Genomic DNA, 22,310 nt, shown 5'->3' on the forward strand with positions numbered 1-22,310 from the left:
GTCCTATATGCCTGAATAACACCAATTAATAAAAACCCCCATAACTGATCTGCACCCCAAAAGTTGGACTTATTATCCAACAACATACAGAGGTGCAGATTTTTTATTTAACTAAGAAAATAACGATAAGCTTTACTATCGGTTACATCTTGGCATACATAACCCAACTGGCTCAAATGGCGTTCAAAATCGGCTAAATCATCATTCTCAAATTGGAAACCAGCAAGAATATTGCCATAATCAGCACCGTGTGCACGATAATGAAACAATGAAATATTCCAATGTGTTCCTAATGTTTCCAAAAATTTCAACAACGCTCCTTTTTGCTCTGGAAACTCAAAACTGTACAAACGTTCAAATTTATCGCTGTTCGGACGACCACCAATCATATAACGAATATGTGTTTTCGCAACATCATCATTGGTCATATCTTCTACATAATAACCAGCTTGACTTAAATCATTGATAATTTCCGCTTTTTCTGCTTCATTAGCAGTACGAACTCCAACAAAAATACACGCTTTTCTATCATCAGCATAACGATAATTAAATTCGGTTACCGCTCTATCACCCAATAAATGACAGAATGTTAGGAAACTTCCTTTCTGTTCTGGAATAGTTACTGCCAATAAAGCTTCCCGATTTTCACCAATTTCACAACGTTCAGAGACATAACGCAATGTATGGAAATTTAAATTCGCACCTGACAGAATCGCTGCCAATTTTTCGCCCTTAAGCTGCTGCTGACGTGCATACTTTTTCAATCCAGCTAAAGAGAGTGCTCCAGATGGCTCAGCAACCGCACGCACATCTTCAAATAGATCTTTCATTGCCGCACAGATTTCATCACCATCCACCAGTACAATATCATCAAGATATTGCTGACATAAACGGAATGTTTCATCACCAATACGTTTAACCGCAACACCATCAGCAAATAACCCAACCCGATCAAGATCAACCGGATGTTTTGCTTTTAATGCCGCATATAAACAGGCGGAATCTTTCGACTCAACGCCAATTACTTTAATTTCCGGCATCATCTGCTTGATTAATACGGCAACACCTGCCGCCAAGCCACCGCCGCCAACCTGCACAAAAATACGATCAATATCCGAATTCTGTTGCAATAACTCCATTGCCAATGTTCCTTGACCTGCAATCACTAATGGATGATCAAACGGCGGAATGAATGTCATTTTTTTACTTTCAGACAGTTCTATCGCTTTTGCCTTTGCTTCATCAAAATTAGCACCGTAAAGCAACACTTCTCCGCCAAAAGCTCGCACCGAATCAACTTTAATGCTTGGCGTATTTTGTGGCATAACAATTAATGCTTTTAAGCCTAGTAATTTTGCCGATAAAGCGACTCCTTGTGCGTGATTACCCGCAGAAGCCGCAATCACTCCGGCTACTTTCTGTTCCGGTGTCAAGGCTGAAATCATTGCATAAGCGCCACGCAATTTGAAACTATGCACCGGTTGACGATCTTCTCGCTTGATAAAAATTTGGTTATCTAAACGATTAGAAAGTTTTTCCATCTTTTGTAGCGGCGTAACTTGCGCCGCTTCATACACTTTTGAACCCAATTTCACTATTGCTTTTAAATATTGCGAACCGCTAGGTTGGGCGGTTGTCAATAAAGTTTGCATATCCATTTTGTTACCACTTACAGTTTACTACGATCTCTAACTGCCCCTTTATCTGCACTGGTTGCCAATGAAGCATAAGCTCTCAATGCCAAGGAAACTTGGCGTTGGCGACTTTTCGGTTTCCAACCCTGTTCTTCTCTTACTACACGACGTTTTGCCAGCTCCTGTGCATCCACCAATAATTCAATTTTACGTTGTGGAATATCAATTGCGATCAGATCACCATCTTCCACTAAACCGATAGTGCCACCATTTGCGGCTTCTGGAGAAACGTGTCCAATAGATAAACCCGAAGTACCTCCGGAAAAACGTCCATCAGTTAATAACGCACAAGCTTTGCCTAAGCCCATTGATTTTAGATAACTAGTCGGATACAGCATTTCCTGCATACCCGGACCGCCTTTTGGACCTTCATAACGAATTACGACTACATCGCCGGCAATCACTTTACCCCCAAGAATACCTTCCACTGCATCTTCCTGACTTTCATACACTTTTGCTGGACCAGTAAAGGTTAAAATGCTTTCATCAACGCCAGCAGTTTTAACAATACAACCATTTTCCGCCAAATTACCGCTTAACATCGCTAACCCACCGTCCTGACTATAAGCGTGTGCTTTATCACGAATACAGCCTTGTGTGCGATCATCATCAACACTATCCCAACGACAATCCTGTGAAAAAGCCTGTGTAGTACGAATTCCAGCAGGCCCAGCACGATAAAATAATTTCACTTCATCACTGACATCACGTTTAATATCATATTGATTTAATTGTTGCTCTAAGGTTAACCCCAACACCGTATGAGTTTGATTATGTAATAAGTTGGCACGCTCCAACTCACCCAAAATCCCCATTACCCCACCGGCACGATGCACATCTTCAATATGATATTTATTGGTATTCGGAGCCACTTTACATAAGCAAGGCACAAGGCGAGAAAGGCGATCAATATCCGTCATAGTAAAATCAACTTCTGCTTCCTGTGCAGCAGCAAGCAAATGTAAAACAGTATTGGTTGAGCCACCCATTGCGATATCCAAACTCATTGCATTGTTGAAAGCATCTTTAGTAGCGATAGAACGAGGCAATACACTATCATCATCCTGTTCATAATAACGGCGGCAAAGCTCAACAATTTGCGATCCTGCTTTTAAGAAAAGCTTCTTACGATCGGCGTGTGTCGCTAAACAAGAACCATTCCCCGGTAAACTTAACCCAAGTGCTTCCGTTAAACAGTTCATTGAGTTGGCAGTAAACATTCCTGAACAAGAACCGCAAGTAGGACAAGCGGAACGTTCTATCACTTCCACATCCTGATCGGTAACATCCGGATTAGCACTTTGAATCATTGCATCTACCAAGTCCAAACGGATTAATTGATCAGAAAGTTTGGTTTTCCCTGCTTCCATCGGCCCACCAGAAACAAAAATGGTCGGAATATTTAAACGTAATGCAGCCATCAACATTCCCGGAGTGATTTTATCGCAATTTGAAATACAAACCATTGCATCAGCACAGTGTGCATTTACCATATATTCTACCGAATCGGCTATTAATTCACGTGATGGCAACGAATACAACATCCCACTATGCCCCATCGCAATACCATCATCTACAGCGATTGTATTAAACTCTTTGGCAATACCGCCTGCCTCTTCAATCTGCTTTGCAACCATTTGACCAAGATCTTTCAAATGCACGTGTCCCGGTACAAATTGTGTAAATGAGTTAACCACAGCAATTATCGGTTTACCAAAGTCATTATCTTTCACACCGGTTGCGCGCCATAATGCACGCGCTCCCGCCATATTACGACCTTGTGTGCTGGTCGCTGAACGTAATTTAGGCATAATAATCTCTCCTGTAATTTAATGTTCGTTACCGACAATAGTTACATCAGTCACGCCATATAATTTTATTAATTGATTAGTCAATAATGACAACTCTCTCTCACTTTGTAATGTCAGTGCTATTTTAATTTGTTGATTTTCAAGGTGACTCTGTAAATCAACGGCAACAAAGCCACGATGTCTAACCACGCGTAAAATCCGTTCCAAAGTTTCAGGTCGCCACTGTGCAGTAATGCTGATTTGATAATTTTTCATCTTACACCCCAATATCTTCCAACATTTCATCATTTTTTGCACCTGGTGGTACTAACGGCCACACATTTTCATTTTCGTGAATGCAAACGTGTAATAAATAAGGACCTTCAGCATTTAAGAGCCGATCCAATGCGGCATTGACTTCACTGCCTTTTTCAATACTTTCACCGGGGATATCAAATGCCCTCGCTAACATTAAGAAATCAGGGTTATCCTCTAAAATAGTTTCACTATGACGACCTCGGAAAAAGAGTGTTTGCCACTGACGTACCATTCCTAAACGTTGATTATCCAACAACAGGATCTTAACTGGTAATTTACCGCGTTTGATTGAACCCAACTCTTGGATATTCATCATAAACGAACCATCACCAGTAATTAATATCACCTGATCTTGGGGACGAGCCTTTTGCGCACCAACTGCTGCTGGCAAACCGAAGCCCATTGTGCCAAAGCCAGCAGACGTTAAATAATTTTTCGGATCAAAATGTTGCATATGTTGAGCCGACCACATTTGATGCTGCCCAACATCGGTAGCAATTACACTGTTTTTCTTACGTTTTTTAGATAACGTATGTAATAACCACCAAGGATTGATCAGCGTATCACCGCTATTTTCTGCATAAGTAAAATCATATTGCTGTTTTAAACGAAGTACATCATCACGCCAAGCATCAATTTGTAACGGCATTGCCAACTGTTGTAGCAGTTGTTTCATATCTCCACGAATTGCCACATCAGCACGACGTAATTTATTGATCTCCGCAATATCGGCATCAACGTGAATAACTTTCGCTTGCGGGGCAAAACTATCCAATTTACCGGTTACTCTGTCGTCAAATCTAGCTCCAAGCACTAATAAAAGATCGCTCTCCTGTGCCGCATAATTCGCCGCTTTTGTGCCGTGCATTCCAATCATTCCCATATAATAGGGATTATCTGCTGGCAATGCGCCTAATCCCTTAATAGTAGAAAAACTCGGCATTTGTGTAATCTCTACAAAATGACGTAATTCCGCTACGGCATCAGCCATTCCAACCCCACCACCAACATAAAGTACTGGACGTTTTGCCTGTTGTAATAATGTTTTTGCTTGTTCTAATAAAGAAGACTCAATTGAAGAAGGTTTTGGGATAGGATAAACAAGAGGTTGGCGCTCTATTTTGGCAAACTGTACATCTTTCGGCACATCAATTAATACTGGCCCCGGTCTACCATTTTGTGCTATTTGGAACGCTTCAGCCATTACTTCCGGTAATTCATCGATACTCTGCACGATAAAACTATGTTTCGTACAAGCCAATGATAAACCTAAAACATCCGCTTCCTGGAAAGCATCCGTGCCGATAAACGGTGAAGCAACTTGTCCTGTGATCGCAACCACCGGAATAGAGTCCATCATAGCATCACCTAAACCGGTAACTAAATTAGTTGCGCCCGGACCGGAAGTAGCAATACAAACACCAACTTTACCACTGGCACGAGCATAACCTATCGCTGCCATTGCTGCTCCCTGCTCATTACGACAGAGCAGATGATCCAAACCTGAATCATAAATCGCATCATAAACCGGCATAATTGCACCGCCAGGATAACCAAAAATTGTTGTCACTCCGTGTGCTTTTAAACTTTCTGTGATAAATCTTGCACCATTCATTTTTATTTCCTTAAAACGATAAAAAACCCTCGCCTACTGCTGAGGCGAGGGTTCATCTGACCTAAAATCTTATATTGAAAGTTTTATCAGCTGTACCACTCACCTCGTGATGCTAATCACCACGAGGTTAATAATAATGCCAATAAAACGAACAGAATTCATAGTTTCAATATCCAATGTGGGTCTAAGTATGTATGTTGTGTGCTTTTGAGCGTCTTTATTGATACCACATTTTTTATCGGAATCAAATAGTTTTATTAAAAAATTTTTAATTTTTATGATGATCAAAAAATCAACCGCCACATCGGTTTTTTGTTAACATATAGCCTCATTAAAATTTATTGCTACTATTTTTTATTTTGCAGATAAGGGGTTTTATGCGCAGTTTACTTCCTTTTCAATTAGTTGCGTCAGATTTGGATGGTACACTTTTAAACGGTCAGCACGTGGTCGGTGATTTCACCATTGATACCTTAAGAAAATTGGAACAAAAACAGGTAGATATTGTGGTCGCCACCGGCAGAAAACACGAAGATGTGTTTTCGATTGTTGCGAAAATAGGCATTGAAAATATCCGAATGATCACCTCAAATGGCGCGAGAATTCACGATCTCAGCGGTCGATTACTTTATAAAAATGATTTGCCGACCGATCTTGCTTTGGAAATAATGAATGTTCCGTTCGATAAAAATAAAATTTTTGTCAACTCCTATCAGGACAGCGGTTGGTTCATCGATCGCGAAGTGCCACAAATGGCAAAATATCATCAAGATTCCGGCTTCGGCTATCAAGTTGTCGATTTTCGTCATCACGATGCACAAGGCACCGAAAAAGTCTTTTTTATTGCACGTTGTCAGCAGGATTTGCTCGAATTAGAACAACATCTTCGTCAAACTTACGGTAATTGTACGGAGATCGTTTACGCCTCACTCAACTGCCTTGAAATTATGAACAAAGGAGTAAGCAAAGGAAACGCCCTTAGAAAAGTATTACACGATTACCACTACAACAATAGCGCCTGTATCGCTTTCGGTGACGGAATGAATGACGAAACAATGTTAGATTTTGTTGGCAAAGGTTGCATTATGCAAAATGCCAATCCTGCATTGATCCACGCCTTGCCACAACTAGAGATTATCGGGCATCACGCCCACGAGGCGGTAGCGAGCTATCTGCGCGCTACCTTTGGAATTATTTAATATGTTACAACTGTTTTATATTTCTATCGGCGCTGCACTAGGAGCTTGTTCCCGCTGGGGATTAAGCAATTTGCTTAATCCTATTTTTCATCAGTTCGCATTTGGTACCTTAATTGCTAACTATTTAGGCTGTTTTTTAATGGGAATTGTCAGCGGCGCATTGCTTAGTTTTCCAATGATTAGCAGCGAATGGCGACTCTTTTTTATTACCGGTTTTCTTGGTAGTTTAACCACATTTTCTTCCTTTTCCGGTGAAGTTATCGCCATTTTTTTAGGGCAACAACACTTAACCGCAATCGTTGTTATCTGCCTACATTTATTAGGTTGCCTTGCTTTTACCCTACTCGGTATTTTCTTATGGCGACTACTTTTTGTTACCTAAACAAGAGTTTAAATCCAAAAAATAAGGCGCTGAATTTGCACCTTATTTCTCGATTCTGTTTATTCTTTCTACATCCGTTCTAAAATTTTAAAAGTTAACGCATAACTATTTTTATCATCTACTGCTCGTGTTTCAATAAAATTTGTTTTCCACACCATCGGATCAATCTCAGGGAAAAAAGTATCACCTTGCAATTCTGCATCAATCTCTGTTAAATAAAGACGATCTGCTATCGGCAATGTTTCAGCAAAAAGATGTCCACCACCAATAATCATTACTTCATTCTCACCCTTTATTAATGCTAATGCTTGAGATAAATCTGAAACAACTTCAATACCATCCGCTTGAAAACCTTGTCGGGATAACACGATATTTTTGCGATTCGGCAATGCTCTGCCTATTGATTGGAATGTTTTCCGCCCCATAATCACCGGCTTACCCAACGTATTTTTTTTAAACCACGCTAAATCTGCCGGCAAATGCCAAGGCATTTGATTATCTCGTCCAATGACCCGATTTTTTGTCATCGCTACAATCAAACTCAGCATCATACTTCCTCACGCCGGTTTTACAATATTACTTGGGTAACAGCCCAACACTTTGACAAAACTACAGTATGTTTTTAATTCCTCTAATGCCTGTTGTGTACTTTCCTGATGTAAATTCGCTTCAATTTCCACGTAAAACATCTCCTCCCAAGGTTTGCCATAAATCGGACGAGATTCTAATTTAGTCATAATGATTTGATGTTTCTTAAACACCAGTAACGCATCTACCAATGCACCTGCCTGCTGTGTTGTCGATATTAACAGCAAGGTTTTTGCATTAACTTGAGGAGAAACTTCCACTGGCTTTTTGCTGATCACAATAAAACGAGTAATGTTATTGATTTGATTTGCTATGCCATCTTGCAACACTTGCAAACCATAAAGTTTACCACCTTCCGCATTACCCAACGCTGCTACATTCGCACGATTAATTTTCGCAACCAATTGCATCGCATGCGAAGAACTTTCGCAATATTTAACGTGTACGCCCTGCAACGAATTGATAAATTGACTGCATTGCTGAATCACTTGTGGATGGCTATACAAAGTATCAATCTGCGCCAAATCAGTTGGTGTTGAGATCAATACACAATGTTGAATCGGATAAGTCAATTCACCGACCAAATGCAAATCGGTATGTTGCAATAAATCATACACATCATTAATAGATCCAGATGTAGTGTTTTCTAGCGGCAAGACCCCATAATCCGCTTTGCCATCTTCTACCACTGTGAACACTTGACGAAAAGATTCACAACTTAACTCTATCAACTCTTTTTGATAACGCTCAGCATACTGACGTGCAGCCAAATTAGAGTAAGATCCCAACATTCCTAAAAAAGCGATATGAATTTGATTATTGCGTTGCTGATTCAATTTATTCTGCAAATACGCCTGTTGAGTCAACACTGAATCTTCAATAATTTTTTGGAAAACTTCTGTGATATATTGCGGATTTAATTGATAATTTTGGCTATCCGCATAACGAATTAACGCATCCAACAGCTGCTGTTCACGCTCAATATCACGCAACGGTTTTTTCGTGATCTCTTTGCTTCTGACCACATCATAAGCAACTTGATGACGTTCAGCCAATAAACGCAAAATCTCGCGATCAAGTTGAGTAATTTTTTGACGAATTTCGGTTAAATCTAAACTCATACCATTATCCTTTGTTAGGCAAGCTGTTACTGATTATAAAGAATCTACACGCTTTAACAACTCATAGCCTATACAATTCCAACAAAAGATAGCGATAACTTTGTCATAAATTAATCTTCCCTATGCTGTTTCCAATTTAGCATTCGTTCAATAATATTAATCAGTTCTGCACGCTCATAACCGTCTAATCCAATAAATAAGAGTTCTAATTTTCTAGCCTGATCCATTGAGCGATTACTACTGAGGGTAACTAAATCCGCGACTTCACAGTGAAAAATCTCTGACAATTCCAATAGCCTTAATACAGAAGGAACTGATTTTCCACGCTCCATTCTTGATACCGCATCATTGCTAATATCTAATTTTTCGGCTAATTCTGCTTGCGTCATCCCTACTGCTCGCCGATATTTTGCAATTGCTTGTCCAATTGTTCGTAATAATTGTTCACTTTTGCCCAACATAGCTAACTCCTTACTATTAAAGGAGAAATAATAGGTCTTGACTTCTTTTCATAAATAGCAGAGCATACTTAGATTAGATGTAAAAAGTCTAATATGAAAAAAGTAAGAAGTTTTTTTCATCCCGACACAACCTGTCGCCGAATTTTCTGTTTATTGCCATAGAATAAGAACATCAATAATTCTTCAAGGGAAATAAATAAAATGAAAAGCACACAGCTTGCCCAGCGACTTAGTTTTATTTTAGTCGAACTTAACAAAGGTAAACGTATTGATGTTAATGAACTTGCAGATGAATTTAATGTATCTATAAGGACGATCCAAAGAGATATAAAAGAGCGCCTTAATTTTTTACCTTGGGATGAATTGGGGCCTAGATTCTATCGATTAGATCGCCAAAAATTAGATATTCTGACCGAAGAAGATATCCAACGCTTTGCCCTTTTTGCCAGTATTTCTAATTTATTCCCAGAGATTGATAAAGTGTTTTATCAGGAAAAGCTCACACAATCCGTGCAAGTGAAAGGCGTTCAATATGAAAATATCAGCCATTTAAAAGAACAATTCAACGAGCTTCAATTAGCCATTCAGCAAAATAAACTAATTTCATTTAAATATAAAAAAATAAATAGTGAATATTCAACATTTTATCAACTCGAACCTTATTTATTAACTAATAAAAATGGAATTTGGTATCTTATTGGTACAGATAAAAATCAAAATGACAAACAAAAAACATTCTGCTTTACTCAAATTTCACAATTAAAGGTTTTATCTGAAACATTTATTCCTAATCAAAAATTTATCGAAAATATTAAAAATAGCGATTCATTATCACATGGAAATGTAATGCCGGAAGTGGTGGTTCAAGTTTCTGCTTTTGCCGCACCTTTTTTCTTACGCAGAAATTTATTACCTAACCAAAAGCTGTTACACAAATTAGAAAGTGGTGAATTATTACTTTCAGCACAAAATATCAGCCAATTAGAAATTTTACCTCTTGTTCAATATTGGATTCCGCATTTAACTATTACAAGCTAACGTTTGTTGATTTGCCCGGTATCGCAGAAAATGAGCACTACGATAAAGAATATCAAGATTTATATGAAAAAGAGTTAAAAAGTTTAGACATTGTATTATGGATAATAAAAATTGATAATAGAGCAAACCAAGCAGATCAATTATTTTATAATAAAATGATTAATGATTTTAGATATCCAAAAAATCAGATTGTCTTTGTTTTATCTCAGATAGATAAAACTAATCCATCAAGGGAGTTCGATTATAAATTGTATATTCCTTCCCGGAAACAAAAAAACAATATAGAAGCTAATGTTCAGCGTATAGCAGATGATTTTTCTTTAAATGAGAATAGCATATTTCCTATTGTATGTGATTATATTGAAGATAAAGATATATTCGAAACTTATGGACTAGATAATCTAACTACAAAAATTATTACTAGTATGCCAAATAAAGCCAAGAGTGGATTCTATGCTAGTGTAGATAAGAAAAATAGGACTGAGACAGCAAGGCAAGAAGCCAAAAAGGGTTTTGAAGATAGTACTATTGATACAATTTTTGATACTATAGAAAAAACTGCTGAAGTTTTGGAGGATATACCAATCATTGGGAGATTTGCAACCAATACTAAAATGTTTGTATCAAAAGTAGCTAGACCTATTGCTAAAGCACTAGGTAAGTTGTGGGATTCTATTTTTGACTAAAAATTAAAGGGAGGGGTTCCTCCCTATTTATCAGGTAGTATAATAGTATGAAAAAAAGTTCAGAAACACTTATCCTATTTTTCAAACAAAACCGCGATCACCTCAATTACTCCGATAATTTCAAGCTAAGAATTCACCGCTCTTTGAGTTGGTTGAAAAAAGCGGAGGAAACGGATGAGTTAGATAGTCAATTTATTTATCTGTGGATTGCCTTTAATGCGGCATATGCAAAAGAAATTAAAAATTTAGAAAATACAGAGCGGTTAAATTTAAATGAGTTTTTATTGCGTATTTGTGGTTTAGATGAAAATAAAGTGATTTATGATCTTGTTTGGAAAAATTTTTCTCAATCTATTCGCTTATTAGCAGATAATAAATTTATCTTTCAGCCTTTTTGGGATTTTCATAATGGGAAAATAAGTGAAAACGAATATTTGATAGCTGAGATGAAAGAACGCGAAAAATTATTTTCTGCCTTAGAAAATCAAAATATTGATCGTATTTTAGATGTCTTATTTAGACGGCTCTATACATTGAGAAATCAAATTATACACGGTGGGGCGACTTTTAATAGCTCAGTAAATCGCGAGCAACTAAAAACAGGGTGTAATATTCTTTCTTTATTTTTACCTGTTATGCTAGAAATTATGATGAAAAATCATAATGAAATGGATTGGGGAAAGCCGTTTTATCCAGTAGTAAAGGGTTAATAAAAATGGGACTGAAATAAATTAAATTTGTTAATCTATTTCAGCCCTCAATTTTATGCCAATGCCATCGCCAACAAAGTTATCGGATGTAAGCAAGTGCGGCTGGTTGACATATCAATCTGCCATTTACAAGTTTCGCAATCGGTAATGACATAATCAAAATTACCGGCTTCGATCTGCTCAAACAGTGGATTACCAATCGCCTGTGCGGTTTCATAATTTTCGGATTTGAAACCATAAGTTCCGGCAATACCGCAACATTGAGAATTAAGCATTACCAATTCCAAACCCGGAATCTTTCTAATTAATTCAATAGTGTAAGGCACCCAACCCGCTTTTTCCATATGGCAGGCGGTATGATATGCCACTCGCAACGGCAATGGTTTCAATGGCAAGGTTTTTTCACCGCTTTCCAATAATTTGTAGATATAACGTGTTACCAAATTAATGTGATCCTTCACTTTGCTGTTATCTCGTCCAAGAATATGCTCATATTCATCTTTCAAAGTGAGAGTACAGCTTGATGACGTGCCGACCACATCCAATTTTTGCCCTTCAATCACTTTTTCCAACTGTTGAATATTGAAATCCGCTTGACGCGTTGCCTGTTGCGGAAAGCCGTTGACCATTAATGGCAAACCACAACATTTCTCTTTTTCCAATAACACCACGCCAATATCCATCGCATTGAAGACTTTGATCAGCTCTTTACCCAATTCAGGATTATTGTAATTAACATAACAACCGTGATAATACGCCACTTTATCTTTATATAAATCTTGGCGTTGTGCCGCATTTTTTTTGTACCAATTACGGAAACTACCAAAAGAGTATTTTGGTAAACTACGACGATGATCCACTTTTAAGGTCTTATCTAATAAGAAACGTGTTGCTTTCAAACCAGTAATAGTATTAACCACCGGTGCAAATGGCGTATTCAATGTGCCCATTAAATCGGTATTACTCAAAATGGCATCTCTCAATTTTTGAATTTTTGATTTGCCTTTTCCTTTACCGTAATGATCACGCGCACGCACGATAATATCGCCAATTTTCACCCCTGACGGGCAGGCAATTTCACAACGTTTACAGTTAGTGCAATATTTTAAAGCTTCATCATAAAGCAATGGATTTTTCAAACGTAAACGTTCGCCATCCGGGCCTGCCTGTTTAGGGCCGGGATAAAACGGATTATTCCGCGAAACCGGGCAGACGGCAGTACAAGCGGTGCATTTAATACAACTTTCAAAACTGGAATCTTGATAAGGTTGTTGATGAGTCTGTTCAGCTTGTGCAATTAATTGTTGTAAATTCATTGTTGACCTCCCGCCAAAATATAATCAGCAACATTAAAAGCAGTGACGATCGAAACACCTGAACCGCAACCATCATTTAAGCCGCTGAAACCACCGATAACCGCACCTACCGCAAATAAATTCGGCACAATTTGCCCCGATTTCTCTACTTGGCAATGCGCATTAATTTTCACGCCATAATATTGATACGGTTGCGGATCGGCGAACCGGTGTGCAGTCCATTGCAAGCGATCGCTATCTGCGATCAGATCCGATTCAAACACCGGTTCAATAATTTTTTCAAAGTGAGCAACCAAGCCGTTACTAAAGAAACTTCCGCTCGCTAAAATATAATGCTTTGCAGTCAGTGCAATTTCTTCGTTCAATGCGGTATAAATTTTACTGACACATCCATTTTCAAATTCGCCTCGCAATGCGGTATCGCCATTCATTAACACGCCGCCTAAACGTTGGAATTCACGGCGTAATTTATAATGTTGACGTAAGCCTAACAATGAAGGCGGTAAGGTTGGTAATTCAAATAGTGGCAAACCAGTCGCCTGTCTGAGTTGTTCAAACAAGTTGTCGTCATCAATGCCAAAACAAGCTGGTAAAAAAACTGCTTCTGCACTACCGACAGCATTTTTAATTTCCTGTACTAACTGTTGGAAATTTAACTTATGTTCCAACGCCTGTGAAATATTGACACTTCGGAATTCACGCGCATTAGTGCGTAAATGATCCAATTCCGGAATATGTAAAAAACCGTGCTGAATGTCGCAATCGGCAAATTGCGGCAGTGCCTTCAAATTTGCCGCCACCAAATGCGGTTGGAAATCGTGATAGCCTTCAATACCAAGAATCATCAATGAACGATAGGAAAATGCCTGATCCTCCATTGCCAAAGTCGGTACGCTATTCGGCGATAACCACGCCGGTTGCAATGATCCCAATGGCGTAACACGATAATGATTCTTTGCCTGTTCACCCTGTAAATTGAGTTTTAATTGTTGTGCCAACCGTTGAAAATCTTGCGCATAATGCAACACCTTTTCCGCACCGATTAAATTATAAGGATGTTGCGGTGCAGATTGCGCAAGGTCGGCTAATCCTTGCGCCAACACATTCACTTCTTGTTCAGCACAAAAACTTAATAAATCTAAAGAGCCGGAAGAAAAATCAATGGCACTTTGTCCGGTTGTTACGATGGCACAATGCTGTCCTTGTTGTTGTAATTTGATACCGCAAAGTAATCCAGCCAAACCACCGCCAATAATCAGAGTATCAAAATTCATTTGCGTCTGTCCCCTCGTCTGTTGATTGAGTATTCACCTGTTTTAATCCGAGCAAGCTGTAATAGATCCAACTACTGAATTCCGCCTCACGAATCGCATCGCCCCAAGCAATCGGCTCAATGCCACGCCAACGCTCTTCCAAGAAAGAAGAAAGTTGAGTGGTTGAACGCCGGGCGGAAATGACATTAAAACGACTCATTAAACCGGCTGCACGGCAAGCACAAAGTTCGCCTTGACACGTTCCCATACCGACACGAGTACGACGACGTAAATCGACTAAATTATTCACATCCAACTCTTCTACGGCATAACGCACTTCACCGGCAGTCACCATTTCACATTCGCACACTAAACTGCGATCCAGGCGTTGTTCCGCCAACAGGCGATCTGCTCTGGCACCGTGACGATAAATCGCAGAAACACGAATCGGGTTCGGAATGGAAATAATACGTTGATGGGTTTCTGTCGCGGTTTCTTGCGAGCCCGGTAGCGGTTGTTTTGCGGTTTTACATTCCGCTTGATGATTTAATTTCTTACAAATTAAATCGGTCGCCCATTCTGCCATTAAACGGTAAGTCATCAATTTACCGCCGGTAATGGTAATAAATCCTTTCAAGCCGTCCCGTGTTTCGTGATCCAACAACACAATACCACGGCTAACATTACGTCCTGACGGATCATCATCACTCGCCACCAACGGACGCACACCGGCATAAGCACGCAACACGCGAGTATGACGCAATGCCGGTGCCAATTTTTCGCCTTCGGTAAACAGAACATCCACTTCTTGTGGTGTCACAATCATATTATCAATTTGATCGTACGGAATACGGTCGGAAGTTGTACCGATAACGCAAATGGTATCGCCCGGCACCAAAATATCGGCATTCGCCGGTTTACGACAACGATTAATCACTAAATTATTAATACGATGCCCCATAATTAATAGCGAACCTTTCGCCGGGAACATTTTAATCTTCAAATCAGCATATTCAGCAATACCTTGCCCCCAAATACCACCGGCATTTACCACGATTTTGGCATACACTTTCACGCTCATTTTACGTTTATGATCAAAGGCTTCCACACCGATGACACGATCACCCTCACGAATTAATTTTGTCACTTCGTGATAGGTTAAAATGGTCGCGCCGTTCTCTTTCGCATCCAACATATTTGCCGCTGTCAAACGGAACGGATCGACAGTACCGTCCGGCACCACCACGGCACCGACTAAAGACGGATTCACTGACGGCTCCAACCGTTTTGCTAAATCCGGCTCGATCTGAACCGCCTCAATGCCCGCTTTTTGACAACTCTCAATAAATGTTTTTTGATAATTGAGATCATCTTCCGGTAAGGTAATAAACAATCCTTTGGTATCTTCCACACAATGACGCGCAATCTGCTTCAAGATCATATTTTCTTTAATACACTCTTCTGCAGATTCGTGATCATTGACGGCGTATCTCGCACCGCTATGCAATAAACCGTGGTTACGCCCGGTGGCACCGGTCGCAATATCACGACGTTCCAATAAAATACTGCGAAGTCCCCGTAACGAACAATCACGCGCAATACCTGCGCCGGTTGCTCCGCCGCCAATGATGATGACATCGGTTTCCCATTGCGGAGAGGTCGTATTTACTTGCTGATTTGTCATTTTTGAAGCCCCCAACACACAATAAATTATTCCAATACGAAAATTTAGCTTTATTTTAACTCAAAAAGAAAATAAAAAATCACAATTTGATTGAAAAAGAACAAATTTGTAAGCGAGATCACATTTTTGAGCCCATTTTGATGAAATTAATTTCAAAAACAGCGCAGCGATTTTGTAAAAAATGAGAAAGAGATAAAAATTCGCCATTTTCTGATAGAAAAATAAACAGAAAAAACACAACTAACAGAAAAGTTGTTCACTCGCTCACAATTCCGGACTTGTATTCTGACGAAGGGATGACTATCTGCTATATTGGAATGAAATAATGATCATAAAGTAAAGGAGGGTACATTATGACAAACAACAAATCTCCGACCGTTTGGAGTAAATCAAGCCTAATCCTGGGCGTAGATATTCTGATCTCATTAATTTTGCTATTTAGTCTGCCGTTTGAACCGCAGGTCAATAAAGGCTTAACCTTGTTGGTCTTTGTCGGTATTTTATGGTTGACGGAGGCATTAAATGTAACGGTAACGGCGCTGTTAATTCCGATTTTAGCCATTGCAATGGGATTGACTGACACCAAAAAAGCGTTGGTAGCATTTGCGGATCCGACCATTTTTCTATTCTTTGGTGGTTTTGCCTTGGCAACGGCACTGCACATCCAAAAACTGGATCGTTTTATCGCCAATAAAATTATGTCACTTGCCGGTGGTAATTTATTGGTCGCGGTCATTTACCTGTTTGTGGTCACCGCATTTTTATCCATGTGGATGAGTAACACCGCCACCGCCGCAATGATGTTACCGTTGGCAATGGGGATTTTATCCAACCTTGATCAACAGAAACAGCACAATACTTATGTATTTGTCTTATTAGGGATTGCTTACAGTGCCAGTATCGGTGGAATGGGCACATTAGTCGGCAGCCCACCAAATGCGATTGTTGCCTCTCAATTACACCTCAACTTTTCACAATGGCTAGGATACGGCTTACCGATAATGATTTTATTAATGCCGGTAATGATTGCCGCCTTGTATTTGGTATTCCGACCAAAATTTGAAAAGTCATTCAAATTTGAATTTGAGCAGATTGAAATTGATCGCCCTCGCATCATCACTTTAGCCATTTTCGTCTTTATTGCATTATGCTGGATTTTCAGCAGCAGTGTGAATCCGATGTTGGCATCATTGCTCGGCTTATCCGGAAAAATCGCCAGCTTCGACAGTTTTGTGGCATTGTTAGCGGCGGTTCTCATCTGCATCACCGGTGTAGCGAATTGGAAGCAAATTCAAGATAACACCGAATGGGGCGTATTAATGCTTTTCGGCGGCGGTTTAACATTAAGTGCCGTATTGAAAGATTCCGGTGCAAGCAAAGTGATGGCGGACGGCATCGTCTTTTTAATTCAAGGCGGCCATTTCTACATCATCGGTTTAGTTGTCGCCGCTTTCATTATTTTCTTAACGGAATTTACTTCCAACACTGCCAGTGCCGCATTGTTAGTACCGATTTTTATCTCCATTGCTGAAGCGTTGGGAATGCCGGCAATCGGTCTTGCTTTAATTATCGGCTTGGGTGCATCCTGTGCCTTTATGCTACCGGTAGCCACTCCACCGAATGCCATTGTTTTCGGTTCAGGACAAATTAAACAACAAGAGATGGTGAAAGCAGGAATTATCCTCAATATTTTCTGTGTATTCCTTATCGCCACTTTTGCTTATGTTTTCTGGCTTTAAATCGGTTTAAATAAAATTAAACTATTAAAAAATAAAGGATTAAATCTGCTCATATGTCGGTTTAATCCTTTTTTAATTTAGTGATGATTAGCTATTACAAATATTCACTTTGCCTTTTTCGTTCGCTTTCTATAACATACATTCCACCGTTTTTTGTTATTTTCATCAAATAAGAAGGATATTGTGAACAACCACAATACTAATGATTTTTCACCGTTTTTAGTATTTGAACGCGAACAATGGGCTGCATTAAGAAACTCTTTTCCTTTATCTTTAACGGAACAGGATTTAAAGCCACTCCTTAGTTTTAATGAGGAACTTTCATTAAATGAGGTTCGTTCTATCTATCTGCCGTTAGTGCGTTTATTAAATTATTATATTGATGAAAATTTACAACGCCACGCCGTTATCGAACGATTTCTTGGCATTAAAAAGCCGAAAGTGCCTTATATTATCAGCATTGCCGGCAGCGTTGCGGTCGGGAAAAGCACCACCGCCCGTATTCTGCAAGCACTTTTAACCGAGCCGGGAAGAAAAGTGGATTTAATTACCACCGATGGTTTCTTATTTCCTTTGGAAAAACTGAAACAGTTGGATCTATTAAGCAAAAAAGGATTTCCGGTTTCTTATGACACGCAGGCATTAATCCAGTTCGTGTCGGATATTAAATCCGGCAAAGAAAGTGTAAAAGCGCCGGTTTATTCTCACCTGATTTATGACATTATTCCCGATCAATATACGGAAATTAATCAACCGGATATTCTAATTATTGAGGGTTTAAATGTGCTGCAACGTAGCCACAAAGCACATAATTTATTCGTTTCCGATTTTGTCGATTTCTCTATTTTCGTTGATGCGGAAGAGGCTTTGTTAAAAAACTGGTATATCAAACGTTTTCTTAAATTCCGCAAAGGTGCATTTGCCAATCCAAGTTCCTATTTCCACAGCTATGCCAAACTTTCTGAACCTGAAGCAATAGAAATTGCCTCAACTATTTGGGACAGCATTAATGGCGTTAATCTGCACGAAAATATTCTGCCAACACGTGAGCGGGCAAGCCTGATTTTAATCAAAGGCGAAGATCACGCCATTAACACCATTAAATTGAGGAAATAGTTATCTTAACACTGCAATTTGCCAATGTTTATCATCGGCAATCACGGCTAACAGCAAATCAATATTAGGGTGTTTTCCCGGATTTTCGAGTGCATCCTGATAATGTTCCGCAAACCAGATTATTCCTTGTTGTGCGCTGTTTTTATCTAATTTCCCTTGATACTGCTGCGCTAATGCGTGATATACCCGTAAAGATCCTAATTTTCCAGAAATTGCAGGAATAGAATGCACAATGTCTCCTTGTGAATTTATAATATTAATTTGTTGAATGCCTTCGATAGATGGCAAAGTTTGCAAAATCTGTTGAAAATTCATAAGCATTGCTCCTAATAATAAGTGTTACAAAAGGAATTTCTATGTCGATTATTTTATCCGCTGAAAACGTTGTTTTTCAAAACAGGATTCATTACCCCAATATTTATATTGAGCAAGGTAAAGCAACTTTTTTTCAAGGGCCGAGTGGATGCGGTAAAAGCACACTGCTTCACCTTTTTAACGCAACACTGCCACTGACACAAGGGAAAATTTTATATCAAAACAAAGATATACAACAATTTGATAAAATTAAACTACGCCACGAAATTTTACTCGCCTCACAGCAATTATATCTGTTTGATGGCACTATTCTGGAAAATTTCCAACAATATCATCGCTATAGAGAACATACCTTACCGGATAAACAACAATTACAATCCTATTTGGATCTTTGTTGCGTTCCGTTCTCCCTGGATCACTCTGTCAATCAACTTTCCGGCGGCGAAAAACAGCGGGTATTTATTGCGATTGCGCTTAGTTTTTCACCTAATATTTTAATGTTGGATGAACCAACTTCCGCTCTGGATGCAAAGGTTGCTGCGCAAATTATGGATAATCTTAAATCATTTTGTTTGCCGAAAATGACGTTAATTATGATCAGCCACGATCAGAATTTAACCGAAAAATATGCTGATCAAATTATTTATTTTCACTAGGAATTGACTATGAACAATATTGCCGAAATTCAGCTTTTTAATTTTTGTCTGGTTTATCTTCTACTATTGATTGTGCTTTTTATTATGAAAAAGTGCGAAATTAACCAGTCTAAACTTCTGTTTGTCGCCAGCATTAGAATGACATTACAGCTCATCATTGCCGGTTTTGTTCTCACTTATATTTTCCAAAATCCACATCCGATTTTCACAATTCTTTATCTACTGGCGATGATTATTTTTGCCGTACACCGGGTGCTCTCAAAAAATCCTAATTTAAATCACCGCTTTAAACTCGCCATTATCGGTTCGATTTCTTTTTCTGGGCTTGCCGTATTGGCGTTTTTTATTCTCGTTGTCGTCAAAGAAGATTTCTTTCATCCTCAATATGTTATTCCTTTAAGCGGAATGATTATGGGAAATGCAATGACCGGCGTGAATCTTGGCGTTAAAACATTTCGTGAAAGTTTGCAAAGTGAACGATCCCGCATTGAGGCGTTGCTCAATTTTGGGGTAACGCCACAAAAAATATTAACACCTTTTGTCAATCAAGCACTGGAAAGCGCATTATTACCGACATTAAATTCAATGGTCGGGATGGGGATTGTCGCTTTACCCGGTTTGATGACCGGTCAAATTCTTTCCGGTACATTGCCGAACACGGCTATTCTGTACCAAATCTCTATTATGATTGCGATCTGTACTGCCGTTTGCTTATCCGTTTTTGGTTCGCTTTATTTCGGTTATCGTTCTCTTTATAACAAAGATCAACAGATAACCTTATAATTTAGGATGAGATCGCCCAATGGCGATCTCAAATCTTAGATTGAGTTAGTTTGCTAAATCCTGTAAACTATCATCCCGTCTTGATACTCAGGTATCTCTTTATATTCCATCCACATTTAAATTAATAGGCATAAAACAATGGCAACAAATTATATTTTTGTCACAGGCGGTGTTGTTTCTTCTTTAGGGAAAGGCATTGCGGCGGCATCTCTTGCAGCAATTTTAGAAGCGCGCGGCTTGAACGTTACAATGATGAAATTAGATCCTTACATTAACGTTGACCCGGGTACAATGAGCCCAACTCAACACGGTGAAGTGTTTGTTACTCAAGACGGCGCAGAAACGGATCTCGACCTCGGGCATTATGAGCGTTTTATCCGTACTAAAATGACCAAACGTAATAACTTTACGACCGGAAAGATCTATTCCGAAGTATTGCGTAAAGAACGCCGTGGCGATTACCTTGGCGCAACAATTCAGGTTATTCCTCATATTACCAATGAGATCAAAGCAAAAGTGATTGAGGGTGCTGCCGGTCACGATGTTGTTATTGTTGAAGTCGGTGGAACAGTGGGTGATATCGAATCACTTCCATTTTTGGAAGCGTTACGCCAACTTGCAGTGCAGGTAGGACGTGAAAGAACCCTATTTATGCATCTCACTTTAGTGCCTTATATTGCAACTGCCGGCGAAGTGAAAACTAAGCCGACCCAACATTCGGTGAAAGAGTTATTATCTATCGGTATTCAACCTGATGTATTGATTTGTCGTTCCGATCGCATTATCCCACCAAATGAGCGCGCAAAAATTGCACTGTTCTGTAACGTGCCGGAAAAAGCAGTTATTTCATTAAAAGATGTTAATTCTATTTATCAAATTCCTGCATTACTAAAATCTCAAGGACTGGACGAATTTATCTGCCAACGTTTCCATCTTGATTGCCCGGAAGCGGATCTATCTGAATGGGAAAATGTGCTTTATCAAGAAGCCAATCCAATCGGTGAAGTCACTATCGGAATGGTTGGAAAATATACTGAATTGCCTGATGCCTATAAATCCGTTAATGAAGCATTAAAACACGGTGGATTGAAGAATCGTTTAACCGTCAACATCAAATATATTGATTCACAAGATGTTGAATCTAAAGGTACAGATTTATTAAAAGGTTTAGATGCGATCTTAGTTCCTGGTGGCTTTGGTTATCGTGGTATTGAAGGCAAAATTCTAACCGCACAATATGCACGTGAAAATAATATTCCTTATTTAGGTATTTGTTTGGGAATGCAAATTGCCCTTATTGAATATGCACGCCACGTTGCTGGGATGAAAGATGCAAGTTCTTCAGAATTTGATAAAAACTGTCCTCAGCCGGTGATTGGATTAATTACAGAATGGCAAGATGCTGATGGTAATGTAGAAGTGCGTAGTGATAAATCCGACTTAGGCGGTACTATGCGACTTGGTGCACAAAAATGTCATCTAGTAGAAGGCAGCTTAGCGCGTCAATTATATGGTAAAGAAACCATTGAGGAACGCCATCGTCATCGTTATGAAGTTAATAACAAATTGTTACCTCAAATTGAAAAAGCCGGATTGAAAGTAACTGGCTGGTCAGCAGATAATAAATTGGTTGAAATTATTGAAGTGCCTAATCATCCTTGGTTTGTTGCTTGCCAATTCCATCCTGAATTTACATCAACGCCACGCGATGGGCATCCTTTATTTAGTGGATTTATTAAAGCAGCCTATGATTACCAGAAAAAGCAAAAAGCTTAATTAAAATACTAAAGAAAAGGGCTAAGCCGTGTATTACAACGACTTAGCCCTTTAAATTATTAGGCATAGT

The 22,310-nt window shown here is 39.2% G+C and carries 21 protein-coding genes; 10 read left to right on the plus strand and 11 right to left on the minus strand.

All coding sequences use genetic code 11. The features are described from left to right. Positions 1–107 precede the first annotated feature (107 nt). Genes ilvA through ilvG form a run of 4 tightly spaced genes read right to left on the minus strand, consistent with a single transcriptional unit; the run spans position 108 to position 5,417 of the window. Positions 108–1,652 (minus strand): threonine ammonia-lyase, biosynthetic, encoded by a 1,545-nt coding sequence (gene ilvA / locus P375_RS04565; protein WP_039134904.1) that lies wholly within the window; start codon positions 1,650–1,652, stop codon positions 108–110. Positions 1,653–1,669: 17 nt separating this feature from the next. After that, positions 1,670–3,505, minus strand: coding sequence for a dihydroxy-acid dehydratase (ilvD, locus tag P375_RS04570; protein ID WP_039134876.1), 1,836 nt, complete (start codon positions 3,503–3,505; stop codon positions 1,670–1,672). A gap of 18 nt (positions 3,506–3,523) precedes the next feature. Next, positions 3,524–3,760 (minus strand): acetolactate synthase 2 small subunit, encoded by a 237-nt coding sequence (gene ilvM, locus P375_RS04575; protein WP_039085554.1) that lies wholly within the window; start codon positions 3,758–3,760, stop codon positions 3,524–3,526. A gap of 1 nt (position 3,761) precedes the next feature. Beyond that, positions 3,762–5,417, minus strand: coding sequence for an acetolactate synthase 2 catalytic subunit (gene ilvG, locus P375_RS04580; RefSeq protein WP_039134878.1), 1,656 nt, complete (start codon positions 5,415–5,417; stop codon positions 3,762–3,764). Positions 5,418–5,794: 377 nt separating this feature from the next. On the opposite strand from ilvG, the gene P375_RS04585 reads away from it, so the two are divergent. Next, complete coding sequence (locus P375_RS04585; RefSeq protein ID WP_039134881.1) at positions 5,795–6,616, plus strand: Cof-type HAD-IIB family hydrolase; 822 nt, start codon at positions 5,795–5,797, stop codon at positions 6,614–6,616. 1 nt (position 6,617) lies between these two features. Further along, positions 6,618–6,998, plus strand: coding sequence for a CrcB family protein (locus P375_RS04590; RefSeq protein WP_039134884.1), 381 nt, complete (start codon positions 6,618–6,620; stop codon positions 6,996–6,998). A 68-nt stretch (positions 6,999–7,066) separates the two neighbouring features. Here P375_RS04590 and folA read toward each other — a convergent pair whose 3' ends face one another. The 3 genes from folA to P375_RS04605 all read right to left on the minus strand — a co-directional run bounded on the left by folA (position 7,067) and on the right by P375_RS04605 (position 9,168). Next, positions 7,067–7,549 (minus strand): type 3 dihydrofolate reductase, encoded by a 483-nt coding sequence (gene folA / locus P375_RS04595; RefSeq protein WP_039134887.1) that lies wholly within the window; start codon positions 7,547–7,549, stop codon positions 7,067–7,069. Positions 7,550–7,555: 6 nt separating this feature from the next. After that, positions 7,556–8,707, minus strand: coding sequence for a chorismate mutase (locus tag P375_RS04600; RefSeq protein ID WP_039134888.1), 1,152 nt, complete (start codon positions 8,705–8,707; stop codon positions 7,556–7,558). 110 nt (positions 8,708–8,817) lie between these two features. Continuing rightward, on the minus strand, positions 8,818–9,168 hold the full coding sequence (locus P375_RS04605) for a helix-turn-helix domain-containing protein (protein WP_039134891.1): 351 nt from the start codon (positions 9,166–9,168) through the stop codon (positions 8,818–8,820). Between the two features lie 201 nt (positions 9,169–9,369). On the opposite strand from P375_RS04605, the gene P375_RS04610 reads away from it, so the two are divergent. The 3 genes from P375_RS04610 to P375_RS04620 are packed head-to-tail and all read left to right on the plus strand — an operon-like array spanning position 9,370 to position 11,602. After that, positions 9,370–10,206 (plus strand): helix-turn-helix transcriptional regulator, encoded by an 837-nt coding sequence (locus tag P375_RS04610; protein WP_039134906.1) that lies wholly within the window; start codon positions 9,370–9,372, stop codon positions 10,204–10,206. Beyond that, on the plus strand, positions 10,176–10,892 hold the full coding sequence (locus P375_RS04615) for a GTPase family protein (RefSeq protein ID WP_052121796.1): 717 nt from the start codon (positions 10,176–10,178) through the stop codon (positions 10,890–10,892). The genes P375_RS04610 and P375_RS04615 overlap by 31 nt, the downstream gene beginning before the upstream one ends. Before the next feature lie 47 nt (positions 10,893–10,939). After that, positions 10,940–11,602 (plus strand): HEPN domain-containing protein, encoded by a 663-nt coding sequence (locus P375_RS04620; RefSeq protein WP_039134894.1) that lies wholly within the window; start codon positions 10,940–10,942, stop codon positions 11,600–11,602. 53 nt (positions 11,603–11,655) lie between these two features. On the opposite strand, the gene glpC is transcribed toward P375_RS04620, so the two are convergent. The 3 genes from glpC to glpA are packed head-to-tail and all read right to left on the minus strand — an operon-like array spanning position 11,656 to position 15,855. After that, the gene (gene glpC, locus P375_RS04625) at positions 11,656–12,918 is read right to left on the minus strand and encodes an anaerobic glycerol-3-phosphate dehydrogenase subunit GlpC (RefSeq protein ID WP_039134897.1); all 1,263 of its coding nucleotides are present in this window, start codon (positions 12,916–12,918) and stop codon (positions 11,656–11,658) included. Then, positions 12,915–14,192: a glycerol-3-phosphate dehydrogenase subunit GlpB gene (gene glpB, locus P375_RS04630; RefSeq protein WP_039080794.1), complete on the minus strand. Its 1,278-nt coding sequence runs from the start codon at positions 14,190–14,192 to the stop codon at positions 12,915–12,917. The genes glpC and glpB overlap by 4 nt, the downstream gene beginning before the upstream one ends. Beyond that, on the minus strand, positions 14,182–15,855 hold the full coding sequence (gene glpA / locus P375_RS04635; protein WP_031205013.1) for an anaerobic glycerol-3-phosphate dehydrogenase subunit A: 1,674 nt from the start codon (positions 15,853–15,855) through the stop codon (positions 14,182–14,184). The genes glpB and glpA overlap by 11 nt, the downstream gene beginning before the upstream one ends. 353 nt (positions 15,856–16,208) lie before the next feature. Between glpA and P375_RS04640 the strand changes: the two genes are divergently transcribed. Together P375_RS04640 and coaA are read left to right on the plus strand one after the other, a co-directional pair. Further along, on the plus strand, positions 16,209–17,594 hold the full coding sequence (locus tag P375_RS04640) for a DASS family sodium-coupled anion symporter (RefSeq protein WP_013746179.1): 1,386 nt from the start codon (positions 16,209–16,211) through the stop codon (positions 17,592–17,594). A gap of 183 nt (positions 17,595–17,777) precedes the next feature. Next, positions 17,778–18,710, plus strand: coding sequence for a type I pantothenate kinase (gene coaA, locus P375_RS04645; RefSeq protein WP_039085011.1), 933 nt, complete (start codon positions 17,778–17,780; stop codon positions 18,708–18,710). Here the strand turns inward: coaA and P375_RS04650 are convergent, their stop codons facing one another. Next, positions 18,711–19,025, minus strand: a complete 315-nt coding sequence (locus P375_RS04650; RefSeq protein WP_039134901.1) for a DUF2322 family protein — start codon at positions 19,023–19,025, stop codon at positions 18,711–18,713. It lies immediately after the preceding gene. Between the two features lie 41 nt (positions 19,026–19,066). On the opposite strand from P375_RS04650, the gene P375_RS04655 reads away from it, so the two are divergent. The 3 genes from P375_RS04655 (at position 19,067) to pyrG (ending at position 22,240) form a co-directional block, all read left to right on the plus strand. Beyond that, on the plus strand, positions 19,067–19,681 hold the full coding sequence (locus P375_RS04655) for an ABC transporter ATP-binding protein (protein WP_013746176.1): 615 nt from the start codon (positions 19,067–19,069) through the stop codon (positions 19,679–19,681). 9 nt (positions 19,682–19,690) lie between these two features. Further along, positions 19,691–20,464: an ABC transporter permease gene (locus P375_RS04660; RefSeq protein ID WP_013746175.1), complete on the plus strand. Its 774-nt coding sequence runs from the start codon at positions 19,691–19,693 to the stop codon at positions 20,462–20,464. 138 nt (positions 20,465–20,602) lie between these two features. Further along, a complete protein-coding gene (gene pyrG, locus P375_RS04665; RefSeq protein WP_013746174.1) occupies positions 20,603–22,240 on the plus strand; it encodes a glutamine hydrolyzing CTP synthase in 1,638 nt (545 codons plus the stop codon). The last annotated feature ends 70 nt before the right edge of the window (positions 22,241–22,310 follow it).

Source organism: Gallibacterium genomosp. 2 (assembly GCF_000771895.1).
Taxonomy (GTDB): domain Bacteria; phylum Pseudomonadota; class Gammaproteobacteria; order Enterobacterales; family Pasteurellaceae; genus Gallibacterium.

Excerpts from the sequence above, each read along its gene's own strand:
- ilvA (WP_039134904.1), bottom strand. The coding sequence starts at position 1,652 with ATGCAAACTTTATTGACAACCGCCCAACCTAGCGGTTCGCAATATTTA.
- ilvD (WP_039134876.1), bottom strand. The coding sequence starts at position 3,505 with ATGCCTAAATTACGTTCAGCGACCAGCACACAAGGTCGTAATATGGCG.
- ilvM (WP_039085554.1), bottom strand. The coding sequence starts at position 3,760 with ATGAAAAATTATCAAATCAGCATTACTGCACAGTGGCGACCTGAAACT.
- ilvG (WP_039134878.1), bottom strand. The coding sequence starts at position 5,417 with ATGAATGGTGCAAGATTTATCACAGAAAGTTTAAAAGCACACGGAGTG.
- P375_RS04585 (WP_039134881.1), top strand. The coding sequence starts at position 5,795 with ATGCGCAGTTTACTTCCTTTTCAATTAGTTGCGTCAGATTTGGATGGT.
- P375_RS04590 (WP_039134884.1), top strand. The coding sequence starts at position 6,618 with ATGTTACAACTGTTTTATATTTCTATCGGCGCTGCACTAGGAGCTTGT.
- folA (WP_039134887.1), bottom strand. The coding sequence starts at position 7,549 with ATGATGCTGAGTTTGATTGTAGCGATGACAAAAAATCGGGTCATTGGA.
- P375_RS04600 (WP_039134888.1), bottom strand. The coding sequence starts at position 8,707 with ATGAGTTTAGATTTAACCGAAATTCGTCAAAAAATTACTCAACTTGAT.
- P375_RS04605 (WP_039134891.1), bottom strand. The coding sequence starts at position 9,168 with ATGTTGGGCAAAAGTGAACAATTATTACGAACAATTGGACAAGCAATT.
- P375_RS04610 (WP_039134906.1), top strand. The coding sequence starts at position 9,370 with ATGAAAAGCACACAGCTTGCCCAGCGACTTAGTTTTATTTTAGTCGAA.
- P375_RS04620 (WP_039134894.1), top strand. The coding sequence starts at position 10,940 with ATGAAAAAAAGTTCAGAAACACTTATCCTATTTTTCAAACAAAACCGC.
- glpC (WP_039134897.1), bottom strand. The coding sequence starts at position 12,918 with ATGAATTTACAACAATTAATTGCACAAGCTGAACAGACTCATCAACAA.
- glpB (WP_039080794.1), bottom strand. The coding sequence starts at position 14,192 with ATGAATTTTGATACTCTGATTATTGGCGGTGGTTTGGCTGGATTACTT.
- glpA (WP_031205013.1), bottom strand. The coding sequence starts at position 15,855 with ATGACAAATCAGCAAGTAAATACGACCTCTCCGCAATGGGAAACCGAT.
- P375_RS04640 (WP_013746179.1), top strand. The coding sequence starts at position 16,209 with ATGACAAACAACAAATCTCCGACCGTTTGGAGTAAATCAAGCCTAATC.
- P375_RS04650 (WP_039134901.1), bottom strand. The coding sequence starts at position 19,025 with ATGAATTTTCAACAGATTTTGCAAACTTTGCCATCTATCGAAGGCATT.
- P375_RS04655 (WP_013746176.1), top strand. The coding sequence starts at position 19,067 with ATGTCGATTATTTTATCCGCTGAAAACGTTGTTTTTCAAAACAGGATT.
- P375_RS04660 (WP_013746175.1), top strand. The coding sequence starts at position 19,691 with ATGAACAATATTGCCGAAATTCAGCTTTTTAATTTTTGTCTGGTTTAT.
- pyrG (WP_013746174.1), top strand. The coding sequence starts at position 20,603 with ATGGCAACAAATTATATTTTTGTCACAGGCGGTGTTGTTTCTTCTTTA.